Source organism: Mesorhizobium sp. M4B.F.Ca.ET.203.01.1.1, from assembly GCF_004791025.1.
In the GTDB taxonomy this organism is placed as follows: domain Bacteria; phylum Pseudomonadota; class Alphaproteobacteria; order Rhizobiales; family Rhizobiaceae; genus Mesorhizobium; species Mesorhizobium abyssinicae.
Window position 1 is genome coordinate 335,840 of sequence record NZ_SRUO01000003.1, and the last position, 17,983, is coordinate 353,822.

A 17,983-nucleotide genomic window follows, 5' to 3' on the forward strand; every position below is an offset into this window, starting at 1 on the left:
GTGCCGATGGCCGCCTGGAAACAGATCGTTTTTGCGCTTGTGATCCTGGTGGCCGCCGCGGCCGCCTGGGTACGCTTTTTCCCCGGCGCGCATGAGGTGCTGGCACGCTGGGGCATCGAATGGGCCGATGCCGCGACATCGGCGCAGACGACCGGCGCCGTCGACCCGGCAAGGCAGGCGAGCGGTCGCGACAGCACCCGGCGACCGGCCAATGTCGTCGCCCTGCCGGCGAGCACCGCCACCATCAACGACCGCCTGCAAGCGATCGGCACCGGCCGAGCCAACGCCTCGGTGACGGTCAACCCTTACAGTTCCGGACGTCTCGTGCAATTCCTGGTCGCCTCCGGAACCCATGTCGACAAGGGCCAGGTCATCGCCACGCTCGATTCCGACACCGAGGTGATTGCCGAGGACCGCGCCAAGGTCGGCCTGCAGGACGCGCAGGACAAGCTCGACCGGGTCAAGTCGCTGCGGGCCTCGAACGCCGCGACGCCGGTCGCCGTCGCCGATGCCGAGGTGGCGCTGGCCAACGCCAAGCTGTCGTTGCGCGACGCCGAGCTAGCCCTGCAGCGCCGTTCGATCGTGGCGCCCATAGCGGGTACGGTCGGCATGCTGCCGATCTCCGCCGGCAATTACGTGACCAGCCAGTCGGCCATCGCCACGCTCGACGACCGCTCCTCGATACTGGTCGACTTCCTGGTGCCCGAGCGCTTCGCCGCCGCCGTCAAGGTCGGCGCGCAACTGTCGGCGACGCCGATCGCCAACCCCAGCCAGGTCTATACCGGCACGGTCTCGGCAATCGACAACCATATCGACGAGGTCAGCCGCACGCTGCTGGTCAAGGCGACGATCGCCAACCCGGCGGACTCGCTGCGCGCCGGCATGTCGTTCCAGATCAGCATGAAATTCCCGGGCGACTCCTATCCGGCGGTCAGTCCGCTGGCCATCCTGTGGGGGTCCGACGGCGCCTATGTCTGGGCGGTCGCCGACGGCAAGGCCAAACGCGTTCCGGTGCGCATCATCCAGCGCAACACCGAGACAGTGCTGATCGACGCGCCGATCGTCAGCGGCGACATGGTGGTGACCGAAGGCACCCAGAGCGTCAGCGAGGGCGGCGAGGTCCGCATCGCCGGCGAGGAGCAGCGCGCCGCCGAAGCCGGCAACCCATGAGCGGCGGCGCCAACATCGCCAGCGAGAGCGGCTTCACCGCGCTGTTCATCCGCCGGCCGGTCATGGCCCTGGTGCTGAACACGCTGATCGCGGTCGCCGGCCTTGCCGCCTTCTATGGCGTCGAGATCCGCGAACTGCCGGATGTCGACCGCCCCGTCATCACCGTCAGCACCACCTTCGAGGGCGCGGCAGCCGAGACCGTCGATCGCGAGCTTACCGACACGATCGAGGGTGCGGTCGCGCGCGTCTCCGGCGTCAAGTCGATCTCGTCGACCTCCTCCTTCGGCAACAGCCGCGTCACCATCGAGTTCAACGACGGTGTCGATCTCGACGTCGCCGCCTCCGATGTGCGCGACGCCGTCAGCCGCATCTCCAACCAGATACCGGACACGGCCGACACGCCGCGCATCGTCAAGGCCGATGCCAATTCCGAGCCGGTGATGCGACTGGCGGTCACCTCCGACACCATGTCGGTGCAGGACATGACGGTGATCGTCCAGGACCAGATCGAGGACGAGCTCGCCGCCGTCCCGGGCGTCGCCGACGTCCAGGTCTCCGGTGACCGCGACAAGATCTTCCGCATCGACGTCGACCAGAACAAGCTCGCCAGCCACGGCTTCACCGTCGCCGATCTCCGCACGGCCCTTGCCTCGGTCGCCTTCGATTCGCCGGCCGGCTCGATCACCACCACCAACCAGGACCTGATCGTGCGCACGACGGCGGACGTGACGACGCCGGAGGAGTTCGAGAACATCACCGTCGGCGGCAAGACGCGCATCCGCGATGTCGCCACCGTCACGCTCGGCCCCGACGTCGGCCAGACGGCGCTGCGTTCGGACGGCAAGACCGGCATCGGCCTCGGCATCATCCGCCAGGCGGAATCGAACACGCTGGACATCTCGACCGGCGTCAGGGCGGCGGTCGCCAAGCTGCAGGAGAACCTGCCCAAGGGCATGTCGATCAAGGTCACCAGCGACGACGCGGTCTTTGTCAACGGCGCCGTGCACGAGGTCGAGATCGCGCTGGCGCTCTCGGTCTCGATCGTGCTGATCGTCATCTACGCCTTCCTGCTCGACTGGCGCGCGACGCTGATCCCCGGCCTGTCGATGCCGGTCGCCATGATCGGCACCATCGCCGCGATCTATCTCGCCGGCTTCTCGGTCAACATCCTGACGCTGCTGGCGCTGGTGCTGGCGACCGGCCTCGTCGTCGACGACGCCATCGTCGTGCTCGAAAACATCGTGCGCCGGCGCAACGAAGGCATGGGGCCCCGCGCCGCCGCCGTGCTCGGCGCGCAGGAAGTGTTCTTCGCCGTCATCGCCACCACGCTGACGCTGGTCGCCGTCTTCGTGCCGATCTCCTTCCTGCCCGGCCAGACCGGCGGCCTGTTTCGCGAATTCGGCTTCGTGCTGGCGATGTCGGTGCTTCTGTCCTGCGTGGTCGCGCTCACCCTTTGCCCGATGCTCGCCTCGCGCATGCTGTCCAGCGCCTCGCTCCACCATGAAGGCGGCAAGGGCGTCGGCGCCCGCATCGGCGGCGCGCTGAACGCGACCTACCGGCGCTGCCTGCACGCCTGCCTCGACGCGCCGTGGCTGGTGGTGCTGGTGGCCGTGCTCTTTGCCGGCATCGCCTTCACGCTTTTCGGCACCATCCGCCAGGAGCTGACGCCGAGCGAGGACCGCGCCGTCGTCTTGTTGCGCATCAGCGCGCCGCAAGGCGTCAGCCTCGACTACACGACCGAGCAGATGCAGAAGATCGAGAGGTTGATCCAGCCGCTACGCGATTCCGGCGATATCCGCAGCACCTTCGAAAACGCCGGCCAGAACGGCGCCTACAACTCAGGCTTCATGGTGATGACGCTGGCGCCGTGGAGCGAGCGCGCGCGCAGCCAGCAGCAGATCGTGGCCGAGATCAGCCGATTGACGAGGCAGGTGCCGAGCGTGCGCGTCTTCCCCGTACAGCCCAACAGCCTTGGCATTCGCGGCGCCGGCAACGGCCTGCAGTTCGCGCTGGTCGGCAACGACCGCAAGGCGCTCGGCGAGGCGGCCGGCAAGGTCATTGCCGAGATGCAGAAGGATCAGCGCTTCCAGACGCCACGGCTCACCGTCGACCCGACCCAGCCCCAGCTTGCCGTCGCCATCGACCGCGAACGCGCCTCCGACCTCGGCATCGACATCACCGGGCTGGCCGACACGCTGCAGGCCATGCTCGACGGCAACGACGTCGTCGACGTCTATATCGCCGACCGCAGCTATGGCGTGAAGCTGGTGTCGACGACCAACCCGATCAACGACCCGACCGACCTCGAGAACATCTTCCTGAAGACCGGCGACGGTCGCTTCCTGCCGATGTCGACCATCGCCACGCTGACCGAACGCGCCGTGCCGCCGTCGCTGACGCGCGAGCAGCAGCAGCCGTCGGTCGCTATCACCTCGAACCTGTCAGGCGACTTCGCGCTCGGCGACGCGCTGAGCCGCGCCGAGGAGATCGCCACGCCGCTCTTGCCGCCGGGCAGCCGCATCCTGCCGCTCGCCGAGGCGGCGACGCTGGGCGAGACCAACAGCGCCATGATCACCATCTTCGGCTTCGCTCTGGTCATCATCCTGCTGGTGCTTGCCGCGCAGTTCGAAAGCTTCGTCAGCGCCATCATCATCATGGCGACGGTGCCATTGGGTTTGGCATGCGCGATCTTCGCGCTCCTGCTCTCAGGGACCAGCCTCAATGCCTACAGCCAGATCGGCCTGGTGCTGCTCGTCGGCGTCATGGCCAAGAACGGCATCCTCATCGTCGAGTTCGCCAACCAGCTGCGCGACCGCGGGCTCGGGGTGCGCGAGGCGATCGAGCAGGCCTCCATCATCCGCCTGCGCCCGGTGATGATGACGATGATCTGCACCGTGCTCGGCGGCGTGCCGCTGGTGCTGGCCGTCGGCGCCGGCGCCGAGGCGCGCATTGCGCTCGGCTGGGTGATCGTCGGCGGGCTTGGCCTCGCCACCGTCTCGACCCTGTTCCTGACCCCGGTCGCCTATCTGCTGCTCGGCCGTTTCGTTACGCCGAAGACGCACGAGGAAGCACGGCTGAAGCGCGAGCTCGAGGAAGCCGCCTACACCAACGTCGAGCCGGCGGAGTAGGTCTAGCTCTCCTCTCCCCGTCACTATACGGGGAGAGGATGCCGGCAGGCAGGTGAGGGGCAGCACCAAGCTTGCGAGATTGCCGCCTGGTATCGATGACGACGAACGCCAGCAGCACGGCCAATCACGGCCGTCAGCGCCGCCCCTCATCCGCCCTTCGGGCACCTTCTCCCCGTGAACGGGGTGAAGGGAAAACCTACGGCTTGATGAACACCTTGCCGTTCGGTTTGGCGAGCTCCCCCGCCGCGCGGCCGATCGCCTCTTCCAGCGGCACCACCGCCGTCACATCCGTCGACCAGCGGCCGTCGGAAAAGCGCTTCTGCGCCTCCATGACCGCCGGACCCATCCGGTCGCGGTGCTCGCGCATCCATTCAGCGAGCCAGAAGCCTTCGATATGCTTGTGCTGGAAGATCAGCTGGCCCGGCTCGCGGATGACCGTCGGCTCCGCGTCGAGCCGGCCATAGACGATCCAGCGCGAGCGCTTCGGCATGGCGTTAAAGATGGCCGAGGCCAGCGGCCCGGTGACCGCGTCGAGGAAGATGCGCGGCTGCTCTGCCTTTATCACTTCGCGCAGCCTGGCCTCGAAATCCGGCGCCTTCTCGTTGAGCACATGGGCGGCGCCGACTTCCTTGAGCAGCGCGATCTGCTCGTCGCGGCGCACGGTGACGATCGGCTTGTAGCCCTCTTCCTTGGCGAGGCCCGCTATCAGCTTGCAGAGCTGGCTGGCGCCGGCTGTCATGACAAAGGCCTTCTCGCTGTCCTGCTTGACGATGTCGAACATGGCGAGCGCGGTGAGCGGGTTGACGATCATCGCCGCCGCATCCTCGTCGCGCACCGTGTCGAGCAGCGGGATGCAGGACGCCGCTTCCGCGACCGCATAGTCGGCCCAGGCGCCCCAGTTCGACAGGCCGGTGGCGAAGGCGACGCGCTTGCCGGCCAGACCCGTTGCGTAGGGCTCGCCGCCGGTCGCGGCCACGATGCCGACGCCCTCGAAGCCGGCCGGCCGACCCTTGACCCGCGGCTGGCCGTACTGGCCCTTGATGAAGGCGACGTCGGACGGGTTGATCGAGGCCAGGCTGACCTTGATCAGCACCTGGCTCGGTCCGGGTGTCGGCACCGCGATCGTGCCTTGCTCGAGATAGGGGTCCATCGTCTCAAGCGCGCTGCCCGATGGCGTCTTGGTGTAGCCGTCGCCGGTCAGCAGCAGCGCCTTCATTTCGGATGGGAGGGTCATCGGGGATACTCCTTGCTTGTCGCAGAGCAGTGACTGGCCAAGCCTCGCGCTCAGACCTTCTCCTGCGTGTATTTCTTCAGCTCGGTTCGCGCCACCTGCCGGCGGTGCACGGCGTCGGGCCCGTCGGCGAGGCGCAGCGTGCGCAGATGCGTCCACGAGCGCGCCAGCGGCGTGTCCTGGCTGATGCCTTGCGCGCCGAACATCTGCACCGCCTCGTCGGTGACCTTGAGCGCGACGCGCGGCGCCACGACCTTGATCTGGCTGATCCAGGGCGCGGCGGCGCGGGCGTCGCCCTGGTCGATCATCCATGCCGCCTTGAGGCAGAGCAGTCTCGCCATCTCGATCTCCATGCGGCATTCGGCGATGGTGTCGAAATTGGCGCCGAGTTTCGCCAGGGGCTGGCCGAAGGCCTCGCGGCGCACCGAGCGCTGGCACAGCATCTCCAGCGCCATCTCGGCCTGGCCGATGGCGCGCATGCAGTGATGGATGCGGCCCGGTCCCAGCCGCCCCTGCGCGATCTCGAAGCCCCTGCCCTCGCCGAGGATCAGGTTCGACGCCGGCACGACCACATTGTCGAACCTGAGATGCATGTGGCCGTGCGGCGCATCGTCGTCGCCATAGACCTGCATGGCCCTGAGCTTGGTCACGCCCTTCGCATCGGAAGGCACCAGGATCATCGAATGCTGGCGATGACGCGGATCGTCGCCGGAGCCTGTCCTGACCATCACGATGTAGATGGCGCAGCGCGGATCGCCGGCGCCGGACGCCCACCATTTCTCGCCGTTGAGCACATAATCGTCGCCGCGCCGCTCGCAGCGCATCGAAATGTTGGTGGCGTCGGAGGAGGCGACGTCCGGCTCGGTCATCAGATAGGCCGAGCGGATCCTGCCGTCGAGCAGCGGCTCCAGCCATTGTTGCTTGTGCTCCGCCGAGCCGTAGCGCTCCAGCACCTCCATATTGCCGGTGTCGGGCGCCGAGCAGTTGAAGGTCTCGGCTCCCAGATGCGCCTTGCCCATCTCCTCCGCCAGATAGGCGTATTCGACCGTGGAGAGGCCATAGCCGCGCTCGGAACCGGTCAGCCAGAAGTTCCACAGCCCGCGTTCCCGGGCGGTCTTCTTGAGGCCCTCGAGGATTTCGGTCTGCCGCGCCGTGTAGACCCAGCGGTCGCCGCCCTTGCCGATCTCGGCCAGGAACTCCTCGCCGAGCGGCGCGATCTCGTCGCGCACCATCGCCGCGACGCGCGCGTGGATCGGCTTCAGTCGCTCGGTCATGCCGAGATTCATATCCGCCATCGCTTCCGGTCCTTTCGGAGATGCCTCTTTACCCGTGGCAAGGATGACCGTACTTCGGCTAGCCTTGTCAACGCGAGTCCCCAGGCGAGTCCCCTGGCCTCGGCCTGCGGCGAGATTGCGGAGGAGCGCCATGAGCTATCTGGACGAGCTGTTCTCGGTCGCCGGCAAGACCGCGCTGGTCACGGGTGCCGCGACCGGCATCGGCCGCATGGCGGCGACCGCCCTGGTCAGGGCCGGCGCCAGCGTCATGATCGCCTCCCGCAAGGGCGAGGACTGCATCAAGGTCGCGGACGAACTCAACGCCCTCGGCGGCCCGGGGCATGCCGAGGGCTTTGCCGGCGACGTCTCCAGCGAGGCCGGCATCGCCGCGCTCGTCGCCGAGGTAAAGGCGCGGACGGAGCGGCTGCACATTCTGGTCAACAATGCCGGCATCTCCTGGGGCGCGCCGCTGGAAGAGTTCCCCTACCACGCGTGGGCCAAGGTGTTCGGCGTCAACGTCACCGCCGTCTTCCATCTGACGCGCGAGCTGCTGCCACTGCTCGACGCCGCCGCCAGCGAGGCGGATCCGGCCCGGGTGATCAATCTGGGTTCGGTGATGGGCACGCAGCCGCTTGCCGATGATGCCTATTCATACACCGCCTCCAAGGCCGCGGTTCATCACCTGACGCGCACGCTGGCGATCGAGTTCGCCGCCCGCCGCATCACCGTCAACGCCTTCGCCCCCGGTCCCTTCCAGAGCCGGATGACTGCCTTTGCGACCGGAACCGAGGAACAGGCGAAACATGTCGGCGGCCATGTTCCGATCGGCCGCATCGGCATGCCGGATGACATTGCCGGCGCAACGCTCTATTTGTGCAGCCGTGCGGGCAGCTACGTCACCGGCGCCATCCTGCCGATCGACGGCGGCCAGTCGGTGCAGCATGGGCTGACCCTGTTCAAGGAATGAATGTCCGACCGGAACGCCGGCGGGGGTGAAGTGGAGGACATCAGCGTGGAACCGATCAGTCTCGATGTGCTTCTGGCCAGCGTCGGCAAGGAAGTCGGCGTGTCGCCCTGGCGTGTGGTCACGCAGCGCATGATCGACCAGTTCGCCGACGCCACCGACGACCACCAGTTCATCCACTGCGACCCAGACCGCGCCAGCCGCGAGACGCCGTTCGGCGGCACCATCGCGCATGGCTTCCTGTCGCTGTCGCTGCTCTCGGCGATGACCTTCGAGACCATGCCGCCGCTCGAAAACAGCAAGATGGGCGTCAACCACGGCTTCGATTCGCTGCGCTTTTTGGCGCCGGTAAAGACCGGCGCGCGCATCCGCACCCGTTTCGTGCTCGCCGACGTCAAGGTCAGGCCCTCGGGCTGGGTGCAGACGGCGCATGACGTGACCATCGAGATCGAGGGCTCGAAGAAGCCGGCGCTGACCGCGCGCTGGCTGACCCTGACGCTAATCGAGCGCCAGCCCGAGACCGCATGAACGACCTGAACGCGCTCGATCAGGCGGCGCTTGCGCCCTATCTCGAGGCGCATATCCCGGGTTTTGGCGGGCTTTCCGCCATCGAGAAGTTCAAATCCGGACAATCGAACCCGACCTATCTTCTGACCGCGGCAAGCGGCCGCTACGTACTGCGCGCCAAGCCGCCGGGCCAGTTGCTGAAATCAGCGCACCAGGTCGATCGCGAGTTCCGGGTGATGAAGGCGCTTGCCGCCACCGCCGTGCCGGTGCCGCGCATGCTGCATCTGTCAGGCGAGGAATCGCCCATCGGCCGCATGTTCTACCTCATGGAGTTCCTCGACGGCCGCATCTTCTGGGACCCGTCGCTGCCGGATGCATCCGGGAACGAGGATCGCGCCGCCATCTACGACGCCATGAACGCAACGCTGGCCGCCTTGCACGATGTCGACGTCGAAGCTGTCGGGCTTGTGGATTTCGGCAAGTCCGGCAGCTATTTCGAACGCCAGTTCGGCCGCTGGACCAGCCAGTACCGCGCCTCCGAAACCGGCATGGTGGCGGACATGGATCGGCTGATCGCCTGGCTGGAGACGCACATGCCGGCCGATGATGGCCGGGTCTCGCTGGTGCATGGCGACTACCGGCTGGACAACATGATCTTCGCAGCCAGCGAGCCGCAAGTGATTGCGGTGCTCGACTGGGAGCTGTCGACGCTCGGCCACCCCTTCGCCGACATCGCCTATCAATGCATGCAATGGCGCCTGCCGCATGCATCGGGCTTTCGCGGCCTCGGCGGGGTCGACCGCGCAGCCCTCGGCCTGCCCTCGGAAGAAGCCTATGTCAACGCCTATTGCCGCCGCCGCGGCCTTGCCGGCATCGGCAACTGGAGCTTTTTCCTCGCCTTCTCCTTCTTCCGGCTGGCGGCGATCTGCCAGGGCGTCTACCGCCGCGCGCTGGACGGCAACGCCTCCAATCCGGAAAAGGCCAGGACCTATGGCGAGGCGGTAAAACTGCTTGCCGCGCTCGCCGTGGACCTGATCGACAACAAGATTTGACAATGGGAGAACTGAGCGATGGGCCGTTTCGATGGAGCGACGGTGCTGATCACCGGTGCGACCGGCGGCCTCGGCCGCGGCGCGGCAAACGCCTTCGCCGCCGAAGGTGCGCGGCTGGTTCTTTCCGATCTCGACGAGGCTGCGCTACGCGATTTCGCCGCGACGCTTGATGTCGAGTCGACAATCCTCCCCGGCAACATCGCCGACGAGAAACTCTCCGAGGATCTCGTCGCGCTGGCGGTGGAGAAGTACGGCCGGCTCGATATTGCCGTCAACAATGCCGGCATCGTCCATTCCTTCGTGCGCCTGCCGCAGGTGGCGTCGGACGAGGCGCGCCGGGTGCTGGAGGTCGACCTGCTCGGCGTCTTCTACGCCATGAAGCACCAGATCCCGCAGATGGAACGGCAGTTCAAGGCAAGCGGCAAGGGCGGCGTCATCGTCAACGTCGCCTCTGTCGCCGGCCTGTCCGGCGCGCCCAAGCTGTCGGTCTATGCCGCCGCCAAGCATGGCGTTGTCGGGCTGACGCGCTCGGCCGCTGCCGAATATGCCACCAAGGGCGTGCGCATCAACGCAGTCTGTCCCGCGCATACCAGGACCGCGATGGTGGACGGCTTCGTCCGCGCCAGCGGCTCCCCGGAAGCCGAGGCGATTGCCGAACTCACGCGCGGCGTGCCGATGAAGCGGGTCGGCGAGGTTGACGAGATCACGACGGGGATCCTGTTTCTTGCCGATCCCGCCAACTCCTTCATGACCGGCCATGCGCTGGCGCTCGACGGCGGCATCGGCGCCATCTAGGAATTGCGTTGGAACAAAGGGTTAGGGCGGACGTTGGGGAACCTGCCACGCACTTGTTCGTTTCCGTACAGCGTATATAATTTAACAAGGCAACCAACCAACGAAGGCAGGCAAACCTTGCCGTTGAGCGTCCAGACACGCCGCGAAAAACAGAAAGCAGAGCTGCGCTCCGAACTGGTCGAAGCGGCCCACAAGCTCGTTCAGGAAGAAGGCTATGAGGGCCTGACCATCCGCAAGCTGGCCAAGCGGGTCGGCTACGCGCCGATGTCGGTCTATTCCTACTTCGCCGACAAGCAGGACATCCTGTTCGCGCTGGCCGAGGACGCCTTCGAGACGCTGGCGCGGCGGATCGAGGCGCACCCCGCCGACGATCCGATCGAGGCCCTGCAGGCGGTGATGACCGAGTACGCCGCCTTCGGCCTGGGCAATCCCAACGAATACCGCACCGTTTTCATGACCGAAAAGACCCGGCTGCCGGAAGGCCGCAGTTACGAGGACATGGAAGAGGGCAATCCGGCGATGAAGGTGCTGATCAGCAGGGTCGAGGCCTGCGTCGCCGCCGGCAAGCTCAAGGGCGACCCGCGCGCCATCGCCACCATGCTGTGGGCGGTCGGCCACGGCACGATCTCGCTCTTGATCACCTTTCCGTTCTATCCGTTCGGTGACCCGCAGGCCTTCGTGAAGCGGATGTGCGATTTCACGCTTGCCTCGCTTTCGACGCAGGACGTGCCGCCGCTGACCGAGACGCCAGTCAACTGCTGACTGGAGCAATTCCGCCCAGCGGTTTTGGGCCGGAATTGCGCAGGAGCGAACCCCCGGCTTTTACCGTCCGATCTGGCCGAGCGTCGCGCAGTGCGACATTTTCGTATTTTCAGAAAATTTGACCGTACATGTACAATTTCTCACTTGAACTCCCACTCCTCCGGACGTATATGTACGCCATATCGTACATGTACGAACAAGATTGACCGGAGAAAGATGATGAAAAAGACAATCCTCGCTCTCGCTACCGTCCTGGCTTTCTCGGGCGCCGCTTTCGCCGGCACCAGCCATCAGGCCAAGCAGGCTCCTGCCGCGGCTTGCGTCCAGACCAACGCCAATGTGAAGCTCGATTGCGGCACGACCGGCTCGGTCGAAAAGACCGGCGCGACGACCAAGACCGACGCCGCCAAGGGCCAGCGTCTGGGCATCGAAATCGATCCGTGGATCGTGCCCAGCACGTTCTAAGGCGGTTCGAACGCCACGAAATACTCAAAGGGCGGCAGGATATCCTGACCGCCCTTTTTGCTGGCCTTCTTACCTGCGTGGCTTGCGCCCCGGCACCGTCTTGGCCTTGCCAGGTCTTGCGGGGCCGCCCGGAATGGAGGTCGAGGTGATCGACACCGGATCGCTGGCCGGGAACGTGTCCTCGAGACCTTCCTCGAGTTCCTCTTCCTCGACCTCGTGTGTTCGTTCGTGCTCGAGCGAGCGGACGGCCGCCGTCTTCCTTGGCGGTGGCTTCGGCGCGGATTTCGACGGCATCGGCATTCTCCCTCGACACGCTGCCGCAAAACGGCGTGGCGTGGCGATGGTTCCTGTCCTCACGCCGCCGCGTCGCTCGCCGCTTCCGACAGCAGAGTAAAGACATAGTCCGAGAACGAACGCCAGCATTCGACCCGGAAGGCATCCGCCGCCGTGCGCAGCAGCACGATCTCGGCCTTGCCGAGGATGGTGCGCGAAGCCGCCCCGACCGGGAACGCGTCAAGAGAGAGATCCTGCGGGCAGCCGGAGTTGACGGTCACGGCGGCCGCCGGGCCGGTGACGGAAAACGCGACGTTGCGGTGCGAGATGTCAACCGCCGAATGCAGCGCCGTCACCTTGGCGCAGTCGGCGAGCGGATCCTTGCCCGCCTCGTCGATCACCAGCCATTCGTCCGGTCCGAGCCAGAGCGCCGTGCGCCCGGCCTTGGCCGCCGAGGTCTTCGGCTTTGTCGGCAAGCTCACGCCGAGCGCCTTCGAAAGCGCGGTCAGCGAAGCCTCCGGCGCGCGTACCGAAATGCGCTCGGCCGGCGCCAGCACGGCGAGCGTGACGCCCTTCGCCTCTATCGTGCGCCCGGCCAGCGCCGGACGGCGCTCGGCCGACGAGCCGGCAGCGGTTGTCTTTGCGGCAGCCTTAGCCATTGAGGCGCTCCCCCTTCTCGTCGAAGAACACCATGCCGGTGACTTCCACCTCGATCGTCCCGTTCGGCATCGGCACATAGAGCGTCTTGCCCATGCGGTCGCGTCCGCCGGCGACCAGCGCCAGCGCGATCGAACGGCCGCAATTCTCCGACCAGTAGCTGGAGGTGACGTGGCCGATCATCTTCATCGGGATCGCTTGGCCAGGATCCTCGACGATCTGCGCGCCCTCTTCCAGCACCACCTTGGGGTCCTTAGTCTTGAGGCCGACAAGCTGCTTGCGACCCTTGGCGACCAAATCCGGCCGGGCCATGCCACGGATGCCGACGAAGTCGGGCTTCTTCTTGCCGACCGCCCAGTCGAGGGCTGCATCGTTCGGCGTCACCGTGCCGTCGGTATCCTGGCCGACGATGATGTAGCCCTTCTCGGCGCGCAGCACGTGCATGGACTCGGTGCCGTAGGCGCAGGCGCCATGCTTCTGGCCCTCGGCCCACAGCGCCTCCCAGACGGCCTGGCCGTAGTCGGCCGGCACGTTGACCTCGAAGCCGCGCTCGCCGGTGAACGACATGCGGAACAGCCGCGTCGGCACGCCGCAGATCTTGCCTTCGCGCACCGACATATGCGGCAGCGCCTCGTCCGACATGTCGATGCCTTCGACCAGCGGCGCGATAATGTCGCGCGACTTCGGCCCTTGCACGGCGATGACCGCCCACTGCTCGGTGATCGAGGTCAGCCAGACATTGAGATGCGGGAACTCGGTCTGGAGATAGTCCTCCATATGGTGCATGACGCGCGGAGCGCCGCCCGTCGTCGTCGTCACATGGAAGCGGTCCGGCGCCAGCCTGCCGACGACGCCGTCATCATAGATGAAGCCGTCCTCGCGCAGCATGATGCCATAGCGGCAGCGGCCGGGCTCCAGCTTCTCCCACGGATTGGTGTAGAGCAGTTCCATGAACTTGGCCGCGTCCGGCCCGACCACCTCGATCTTGCCCAGCGTCGAGGCGTCGAACAGGCCGGCCGTCTTGCGCACGGTGACGCATTCGCGGTCCACGGCTGCGTGCATGTCCTCGGCTCCCCGGGGGAAATACCAGGCGCGCTTCCACTGGCCGACATCCTCGAACACCGCCCCTTGCGCCGCGGCCCAGGGATGGATCGCCGTCCGACGCGTCGGGTCGAACAACGCACCGCGCGCATGGCCGACGATCGATCCAAAGGTGACCGGCGTATAGGGCGCGCGGAAGGTGGTGAGGCCGACCTGCGGGATCGGCTTGCCGAGCGTCTCGGCGGCGATCGCCAGGCCGTGCATGTTGGACGTCTTGCCCTGGTCGGTCGCCATGCCGTTGGTGGTGAAGCGCTTGACATGCTCGATCGAGTGCATGCCTTCGTGCACCGCCTGGCGGATGTCCTTGGCGGTGACGTCGTTCTGGAAATCGACGAAGGCCTTGACCGTCGTGCCCTGTCCGGCGCCGGGCGCGGCGCCCAGCATGCCGCGCGACCAGCTCTCGCTGGCATCGACCTTCGGCTTGGCGCCTTTACCCGCCTTGCCGCCGGCCTCCTTCGCCGCCTTGGCGCCCGCCGCATAGGCCTCGTCGACCGTCGCGTCGAGGCCATCCGTGCCGTTGCAGGCGCCGACCGAAACGCAGTCCTGCGCGTAGGTTCCCGGCACGAAGCGCCGCGTCTCCTCGTTGAAGGCGACCTTGCCGCGCGACTGCGAGAACAGATGCACCGACGGCGTCCAGCCGGCCGACATCAGGATCGCGTCGACCGGGATGGTGCGCTCGCCGCCGCCATTCTTCGGCTGCACCGTCATCGACGACACGCGCAGCTTGCCGCCGGCGCGAACAACGGCGCGGCCGAAATTGATCTCGATGCCCAGTCCTCTCGCCTCGTCGATCACCGGTCCGGTCGGGTTGTCGCGCAGGTCGACGATTGCCGCGATGTTGACGCCGGCCTTCTTCAGGTCGATCGCCGCCGCATAGGCGGAATCGTTTGCCGTGTAGACGCCGACATTCCTGCCGACGGCGACGCCGTAATGGTTGAGATAGGTGCGCGCGGCCGAGGCCAGCATGACGCCCGGACGGTCGTTGTCGGCGAACACCATGTGCCGTTCGATGGCGCCGGTCGCCAGCACGACTCGGCTGGCGCGGACTTGCCAGAGGCGCTCGCGCGCCAGTTCGCGGCCGGGGTTCTGCAAATGGTCGCTGACGCGCTCGACCAGGCCGACGAAATTCTGCGCGTAATAGCCGAAAGCAGTCGTGCGCGTCAGCAACCGGACGTTGTCCATTGCCTTGAGCCTGGCGATCGCAGCTTGCGCCCAGGCAAAGCCGTCCTCGCCGTCGATCCTGGCGCCGGCCTCGAAGCGCAGGCTGCCGCCGAATTCGGCCTGCTCGTCGGCGAGGATCACCCTGACGCCGGTCTCGGCCGCGGCGAGCGCCGCGGCGATGCCGGCAGCGCCGCCGCCCAGCACCAGCACCTCGCAATGGGCATAGCGCGCGCCGTAGTGGTCGGGATCAGGCTTGTCCGGCGACACGCCGAGGCCTGCCGCGGCGCGGATCTTCGGTTCGTAGAGGCTCTTCCAGGCCGCCTTCGGCCACATGAAGGTCTTGTAGTAGAAGCCGGCCGAGAACAGCGGCGAGGCAATGTCGTTGACCGCGCCGACGTCGAAGGCGAGCGACGGCCAGCGATTCTGCGAGTTGGCGGTGAGCCCGTCATAGAGCTCCTGCACGGTCGCCCGCACATTCGGCGTCTTACGTGCATCGTCGCGCACGATCTGCACCAGCGCGTTGGGCTCCTCCGCGCCGGCCGACAGGAAGCCGCGCGGCCGATGGTACTTGAACGAACGGCCGACGAGATGGACGCCGTTGGCGAGCAGCGCCGAGGCCAGCGTGTCGCCCTCGACGCCGGTATAGGCCTGGCCGTCGAAGCTGAAGCGGGCGGTCTTCGCCTGCTTGAGGCGGCCGGCGCCGGAAATGCGGAAAGAGATGCTCATTTCGAGGCTCCCGGCAGCTTCGCAGGCTTCGGCTCGCCGGCCTTGTAGGTCATGATGAACTTGTCGGTGACGGTGTCGCGCACGGCGTTGAAGAAGCGCGCGCAGCCATGCATGTGGCGCCAGCGCTCATAGATCACCCCCTTGGGGTTCGAGCGGATGAAGAAGAACTTCTCGAAATCGTCGTCGCTCTCGCCGGCAATGTTGGTCGAGCGCGCGATATGCGCCTCGCCGGCGTTGCGGAACTCGAGTTCCGGGCGCTCTTCCTCGCAATAGGGGCAGCGGATGAGAAGCATTTGTTGGTTCCTACAATTCGCCGTGGCCGGTGGCCGGTTGGTCGCAAAGCCTTTCGGCAGCCATCAATGCGCCACCGCCGCCGCTGCCGCCTCGTCGATCAGGCGGCCGGTGCGGAAGCGCTCGATGGTGAAGGGCGCGTTGATCGGGTGCGGATCGTCCTTGGCGATGGTGTGGGCAAAGACGTGGCCCGAGCCCGGTGTGGCCTTGAAGCCGCCGGTGCCCCAGCCGCAATTGACATAGAGGCCCTTGACCGGCGTCTTGGCCAGGATCGGCGAGCGGTCGGGCGTGACGTCGACGATGCCGCCCCAGGAGCGCAGCATCTTCATGCGCGTGAAGATCGGGAACATCTCGCAGATGGCGTCGAGCGTGTGCTGCAATATGTGCAGGCCGCCGGTCTGCGAATAGGAGACGTACTGGTCGGTGCCGGCGCCGATGACCAGCTCGCCCTTGTCGGACTGCGAGATATAGGCGTGCACCGTGTTCGACATGATCACGCAAGGCACCACCGGCTTGACCGGCTCCGACACCAGCGCCTGCAGCGGGTAGCTCTCCAGCGGCATGCGCACGCCGGCCATGTTCATGATCACCGAGGAATGGCCGGCGGCGACCACGCCGACCTTCTTGGCGCCGATGAAGCCGCGCGTCGTGTCGACGCCCGTGACCGCGCCATTGGCCGCACGCTTGACGCCGGTCACCTCGCAGTTCTGGATGATGTGGACGCCGCGCGCCGAGGCGCCACGGGCATAGCCCCAGGCGACCGCGTCGTGGCGCGCCGTGCCGCCGCGCCGCTGCAAGGCCGCACCCACGACGGGGTAGCGCGCATCCTTGGAGATGTTGAGCGGCGGGCAGAATTCCTTCGCCTGCTCCGGCGTCAGCCATTCATTGTCGATGCCGTTGAGACGGTTGGCGTGCACGTGGCGCTTCAGCACCTGGATGTCGTGCACATTGTGGGCGAGCATCATGACGCCGCGCGCCGAGTACATGACGTTGTAGTTGAGCTCCTGCGAGAGCCCATCCCACAGCTTCAGCGCATGGTCATAGATGCCGGCGCTCTCGTCATAGAGATAGTTGGAGCGGATGATGGTGGTGTTGCGGCCGGTGTTGCCGCCGCCGAGCCAGCCCTTCTCCAGCACCGCGACATTGGTGATACCGTGCACGGTGGCCAGATAGTAGGCGGTCGCCAAGCCATGGCCGCCGGCGCCGACGATGATGACGTCGTATTCCTTCTTCGGCTCCGGCGAAGACCATTGCTCTTCCCAGCCCTTGTGGCCGCGCATGGCCTCGCGGGCGATGGCGAATACCGAATATTTCTTCACGTTCCAGGCCTCGCGCCAGTAGCTTTCGCGGAATTTTGCGGCCGGGCATCCCCGCCTCGGCACGCGAGGAGTATCACTAGCGAAACCGCGCAGCCATCCTTGCGCTGTTTGCGACGGCGCTTGCCGTTTTGCGCCGTGGCATCCACAGGCGAGCAACCAAGCCACGCGGCACAAACCTCAATGCAGCTTTCGGGTGGCCCGGACCGCCGCCATTTGCGACCAAGCGTCCAATCGCTGGCAAGGCCGGCACGAAAGAAGGATGCTCAGAAGATGTTCGCACTGACAGACAAGGTCGCCATCGTCACCGGCGCCAGTTCCGGCATCGGCCGCGCCACGGCAAAGCTGTTCGCCGCAGAGGGCGCCAGTCTGGTCATCGCAGCCCGGCGCAAGGCAGAGCTCGACCTCTTGGCCGACGAGATCGAGGAGGCCGGCGGAAGCGCAGTCGCGCTTGCCGGCGACGTCCGCGACGAGGCCTATGCCAAGGCCCTTGTCGATCTCGCGGTCGAAACGTTCGGTGGCCTCGACATCGCCTTCAACAATGTCGGCGCCGTCGGGCAGATGGGATCGATTTCCGAGCTGTCGCTCGATGGCTGGCGCGAGACGCTCGATACCAACCTGACCAGCGCGTTTCTCGGCGCGAAATACCAGGTACCGGCGATGATCAAGCGCGGCGGCGGCTCGCTGATCTTCACCTCCACCTTTGTCGGCCACACCGTCGGCATGCCCGGCATGACGAGCTACGCGGCAAGCAAGGCCGGGTTGATCGGTTTGACACAGGTGCTTGCGGCCGAATACGGACCGCAGGGCTTGCGCGTCAACGCTTTGTTGCCGGGCGGCACCGACACGCCGGCGGCGACATTCAAGACCCCAGAATCGCGGACGTTCGTCGAAAATCTTCATGCGTTGAAGCGTGTGGCGCAGCCGGAAGAGATCGCCCGCTCGGCGCTTTATCTCGCCTCGGACGCATCGAGCTTCACCACCGGCACCGCACTGTTTGCCGATGGCGGCGTCTCGATCAACCGGACGTGAAGGGATAGGCGGCCACAGCACTGCCCGCCAGCCGAAAATCTCACGAAGCGGCCTTGCATTTCGCTCCGATTTGACGAT

At 66.4% G+C, this 17,983-nt stretch carries 16 protein-coding genes; 9 read left to right on the forward strand and 7 right to left on the reverse strand.

Annotation, left to right across the window (positions count from 1 at the left end; genetic code table 11):
• Window positions 1-6 precede the first annotated feature (6 nt).
• Window positions 7-1,170 carry an efflux RND transporter periplasmic adaptor subunit gene (locus EN846_RS08355; RefSeq protein ID WP_135913829.1) on the forward strand — a complete coding sequence of 388 codons (1,164 nt, stop codon included), beginning with the start codon at window positions 7-9 and terminating at the stop codon, window positions 1,168-1,170.
• Window positions 1,167-4,298: an efflux RND transporter permease subunit gene (locus tag EN846_RS08360; protein WP_127391348.1), complete on the forward strand. Its 3,132-nt coding sequence runs from the start codon at window positions 1,167-1,169 to the stop codon at window positions 4,296-4,298. The genes EN846_RS08355 and EN846_RS08360 overlap by 4 nt, the downstream gene beginning before the upstream one ends.
• A gap of 196 nt (window positions 4,299-4,494) precedes the next feature.
• Here EN846_RS08360 and EN846_RS08370 read toward each other — a convergent pair whose 3' ends face one another.
• Both EN846_RS08370 and EN846_RS08375 read right to left on the reverse strand, forming a co-directional pair.
• Window positions 4,495-5,532 (reverse strand): zinc-binding dehydrogenase, encoded by a 1,038-nt coding sequence (locus tag EN846_RS08370; RefSeq protein WP_127391347.1) that lies wholly within the window; start codon window positions 5,530-5,532, stop codon window positions 4,495-4,497.
• A gap of 50 nt (window positions 5,533-5,582) precedes the next feature.
• Window positions 5,583-6,824 (reverse strand): acyl-CoA dehydrogenase family protein, encoded by a 1,242-nt coding sequence (locus tag EN846_RS08375; RefSeq protein WP_127391346.1) that lies wholly within the window; start codon window positions 6,822-6,824, stop codon window positions 5,583-5,585.
• 130 nt (window positions 6,825-6,954) lie between these two features.
• Between EN846_RS08375 and EN846_RS08380 the strand changes: the two genes are divergently transcribed.
• From EN846_RS08380 to EN846_RS08405, 6 genes are all read left to right on the forward strand, one after another.
• Entirely contained in the window at window positions 6,955-7,770 is an 816-nt protein-coding gene (locus EN846_RS08380) for an SDR family oxidoreductase (RefSeq protein WP_127391345.1), read from the forward strand.
• Window positions 7,771-8,295, forward strand: coding sequence for a MaoC family dehydratase (locus EN846_RS08385; RefSeq protein ID WP_281015710.1), 525 nt, complete (start codon window positions 7,771-7,773; stop codon window positions 8,293-8,295).
• Window positions 8,292-9,326 (forward strand): phosphotransferase, encoded by a 1,035-nt coding sequence (locus tag EN846_RS08390; protein ID WP_127391344.1) that lies wholly within the window; start codon window positions 8,292-8,294, stop codon window positions 9,324-9,326. Before EN846_RS08385 ends, EN846_RS08390 begins: the two co-directional genes overlap by 4 nt.
• Before the next feature lie 18 nt (window positions 9,327-9,344).
• Window positions 9,345-10,121, forward strand: coding sequence for an SDR family oxidoreductase (locus tag EN846_RS08395; RefSeq protein WP_127391343.1), 777 nt, complete (start codon window positions 9,345-9,347; stop codon window positions 10,119-10,121).
• 117 nt (window positions 10,122-10,238) lie between these two features.
• Complete coding sequence (locus EN846_RS08400; protein WP_127391342.1) at window positions 10,239-10,883, forward strand: TetR/AcrR family transcriptional regulator; 645 nt, start codon at window positions 10,239-10,241, stop codon at window positions 10,881-10,883.
• Between the two features lie 219 nt (window positions 10,884-11,102).
• The gene (locus tag EN846_RS08405; protein ID WP_127286101.1) at window positions 11,103-11,348 is read left to right on the forward strand and encodes a DUF680 domain-containing protein; all 246 of its coding nucleotides are present in this window, start codon (window positions 11,103-11,105) and stop codon (window positions 11,346-11,348) included.
• A gap of 69 nt (window positions 11,349-11,417) precedes the next feature.
• Here the strand turns inward: EN846_RS08405 and EN846_RS08410 are convergent, their stop codons facing one another.
• From EN846_RS08410 to EN846_RS08430, 5 genes are all read right to left on the reverse strand, one after another.
• A complete protein-coding gene (locus tag EN846_RS08410; RefSeq protein WP_127308945.1) occupies window positions 11,418-11,642 on the reverse strand; it encodes a hypothetical protein in 225 nt (74 codons plus the stop codon).
• A gap of 59 nt (window positions 11,643-11,701) precedes the next feature.
• Window positions 11,702-12,280: a sarcosine oxidase subunit gamma gene (locus EN846_RS08415; RefSeq protein ID WP_127391341.1), complete on the reverse strand. Its 579-nt coding sequence runs from the start codon at window positions 12,278-12,280 to the stop codon at window positions 11,702-11,704.
• Entirely contained in the window at window positions 12,273-15,266 is a 2,994-nt protein-coding gene (locus tag EN846_RS08420; protein ID WP_127308943.1) for a sarcosine oxidase subunit alpha, read from the reverse strand. Before EN846_RS08420 ends, EN846_RS08415 begins: the two co-directional genes overlap by 8 nt.
• Complete coding sequence (locus EN846_RS08425; protein ID WP_127286935.1) at window positions 15,263-15,559, reverse strand: sarcosine oxidase subunit delta; 297 nt, start codon at window positions 15,557-15,559, stop codon at window positions 15,263-15,265. Before EN846_RS08425 ends, EN846_RS08420 begins: the two co-directional genes overlap by 4 nt.
• A 63-nt stretch (window positions 15,560-15,622) precedes the next feature.
• A complete protein-coding gene (locus EN846_RS08430; protein WP_127286937.1) occupies window positions 15,623-16,876 on the reverse strand; it encodes a sarcosine oxidase subunit beta in 1,254 nt (417 codons plus the stop codon).
• Window positions 16,877-17,146: 270 nt separating this feature from the next.
• Here EN846_RS08430 and EN846_RS08435 point away from each other — a divergent pair, with 270 nt between their 5' ends.
• The gene (locus tag EN846_RS08435; protein ID WP_127391340.1) at window positions 17,147-17,905 is read left to right on the forward strand and encodes an SDR family oxidoreductase; all 759 of its coding nucleotides are present in this window, start codon (window positions 17,147-17,149) and stop codon (window positions 17,903-17,905) included.
• Window positions 17,906-17,983 lie beyond the last annotated feature (78 nt).

What these genes read in the sequence shown, in the direction of transcription:
- EN846_RS08355 (WP_135913829.1), top strand. Translation starts at nt 7, where the DNA reads ATGGCCGCCTGGAAACAGATCGTTTTTGCGCTTGTGATCCTGGTGGCC.
- EN846_RS08360 (WP_127391348.1), top strand. Translation starts at nt 1,167, where the DNA reads ATGAGCGGCGGCGCCAACATCGCCAGCGAGAGCGGCTTCACCGCGCTG.
- EN846_RS08370 (WP_127391347.1), bottom strand. Translation starts at nt 5,532, where the DNA reads ATGACCCTCCCATCCGAAATGAAGGCGCTGCTGCTGACCGGCGACGGC.
- EN846_RS08375 (WP_127391346.1), bottom strand. Translation starts at nt 6,824, where the DNA reads ATGGCGGATATGAATCTCGGCATGACCGAGCGACTGAAGCCGATCCAC.
- EN846_RS08380 (WP_127391345.1), top strand. Translation starts at nt 6,955, where the DNA reads ATGAGCTATCTGGACGAGCTGTTCTCGGTCGCCGGCAAGACCGCGCTG.
- EN846_RS08385 (WP_281015710.1), top strand. Translation starts at nt 7,771, where the DNA reads ATGTCCGACCGGAACGCCGGCGGGGGTGAAGTGGAGGACATCAGCGTG.
- EN846_RS08390 (WP_127391344.1), top strand. Translation starts at nt 8,292, where the DNA reads ATGAACGACCTGAACGCGCTCGATCAGGCGGCGCTTGCGCCCTATCTC.
- EN846_RS08395 (WP_127391343.1), top strand. Translation starts at nt 9,345, where the DNA reads ATGGGCCGTTTCGATGGAGCGACGGTGCTGATCACCGGTGCGACCGGC.
- EN846_RS08405 (WP_127286101.1), top strand. Translation starts at nt 11,103, where the DNA reads ATGAAAAAGACAATCCTCGCTCTCGCTACCGTCCTGGCTTTCTCGGGC.
- EN846_RS08410 (WP_127308945.1), bottom strand. Translation starts at nt 11,642, where the DNA reads ATGCCGTCGAAATCCGCGCCGAAGCCACCGCCAAGGAAGACGGCGGCC.
- EN846_RS08415 (WP_127391341.1), bottom strand. Translation starts at nt 12,280, where the DNA reads ATGGCTAAGGCTGCCGCAAAGACAACCGCTGCCGGCTCGTCGGCCGAG.
- EN846_RS08420 (WP_127308943.1), bottom strand. Translation starts at nt 15,266, where the DNA reads ATGAGCATCTCTTTCCGCATTTCCGGCGCCGGCCGCCTCAAGCAGGCG.
- EN846_RS08425 (WP_127286935.1), bottom strand. Translation starts at nt 15,559, where the DNA reads ATGCTTCTCATCCGCTGCCCCTATTGCGAGGAAGAGCGCCCGGAACTC.
- EN846_RS08435 (WP_127391340.1), top strand. Translation starts at nt 17,147, where the DNA reads ATGTTCGCACTGACAGACAAGGTCGCCATCGTCACCGGCGCCAGTTCC.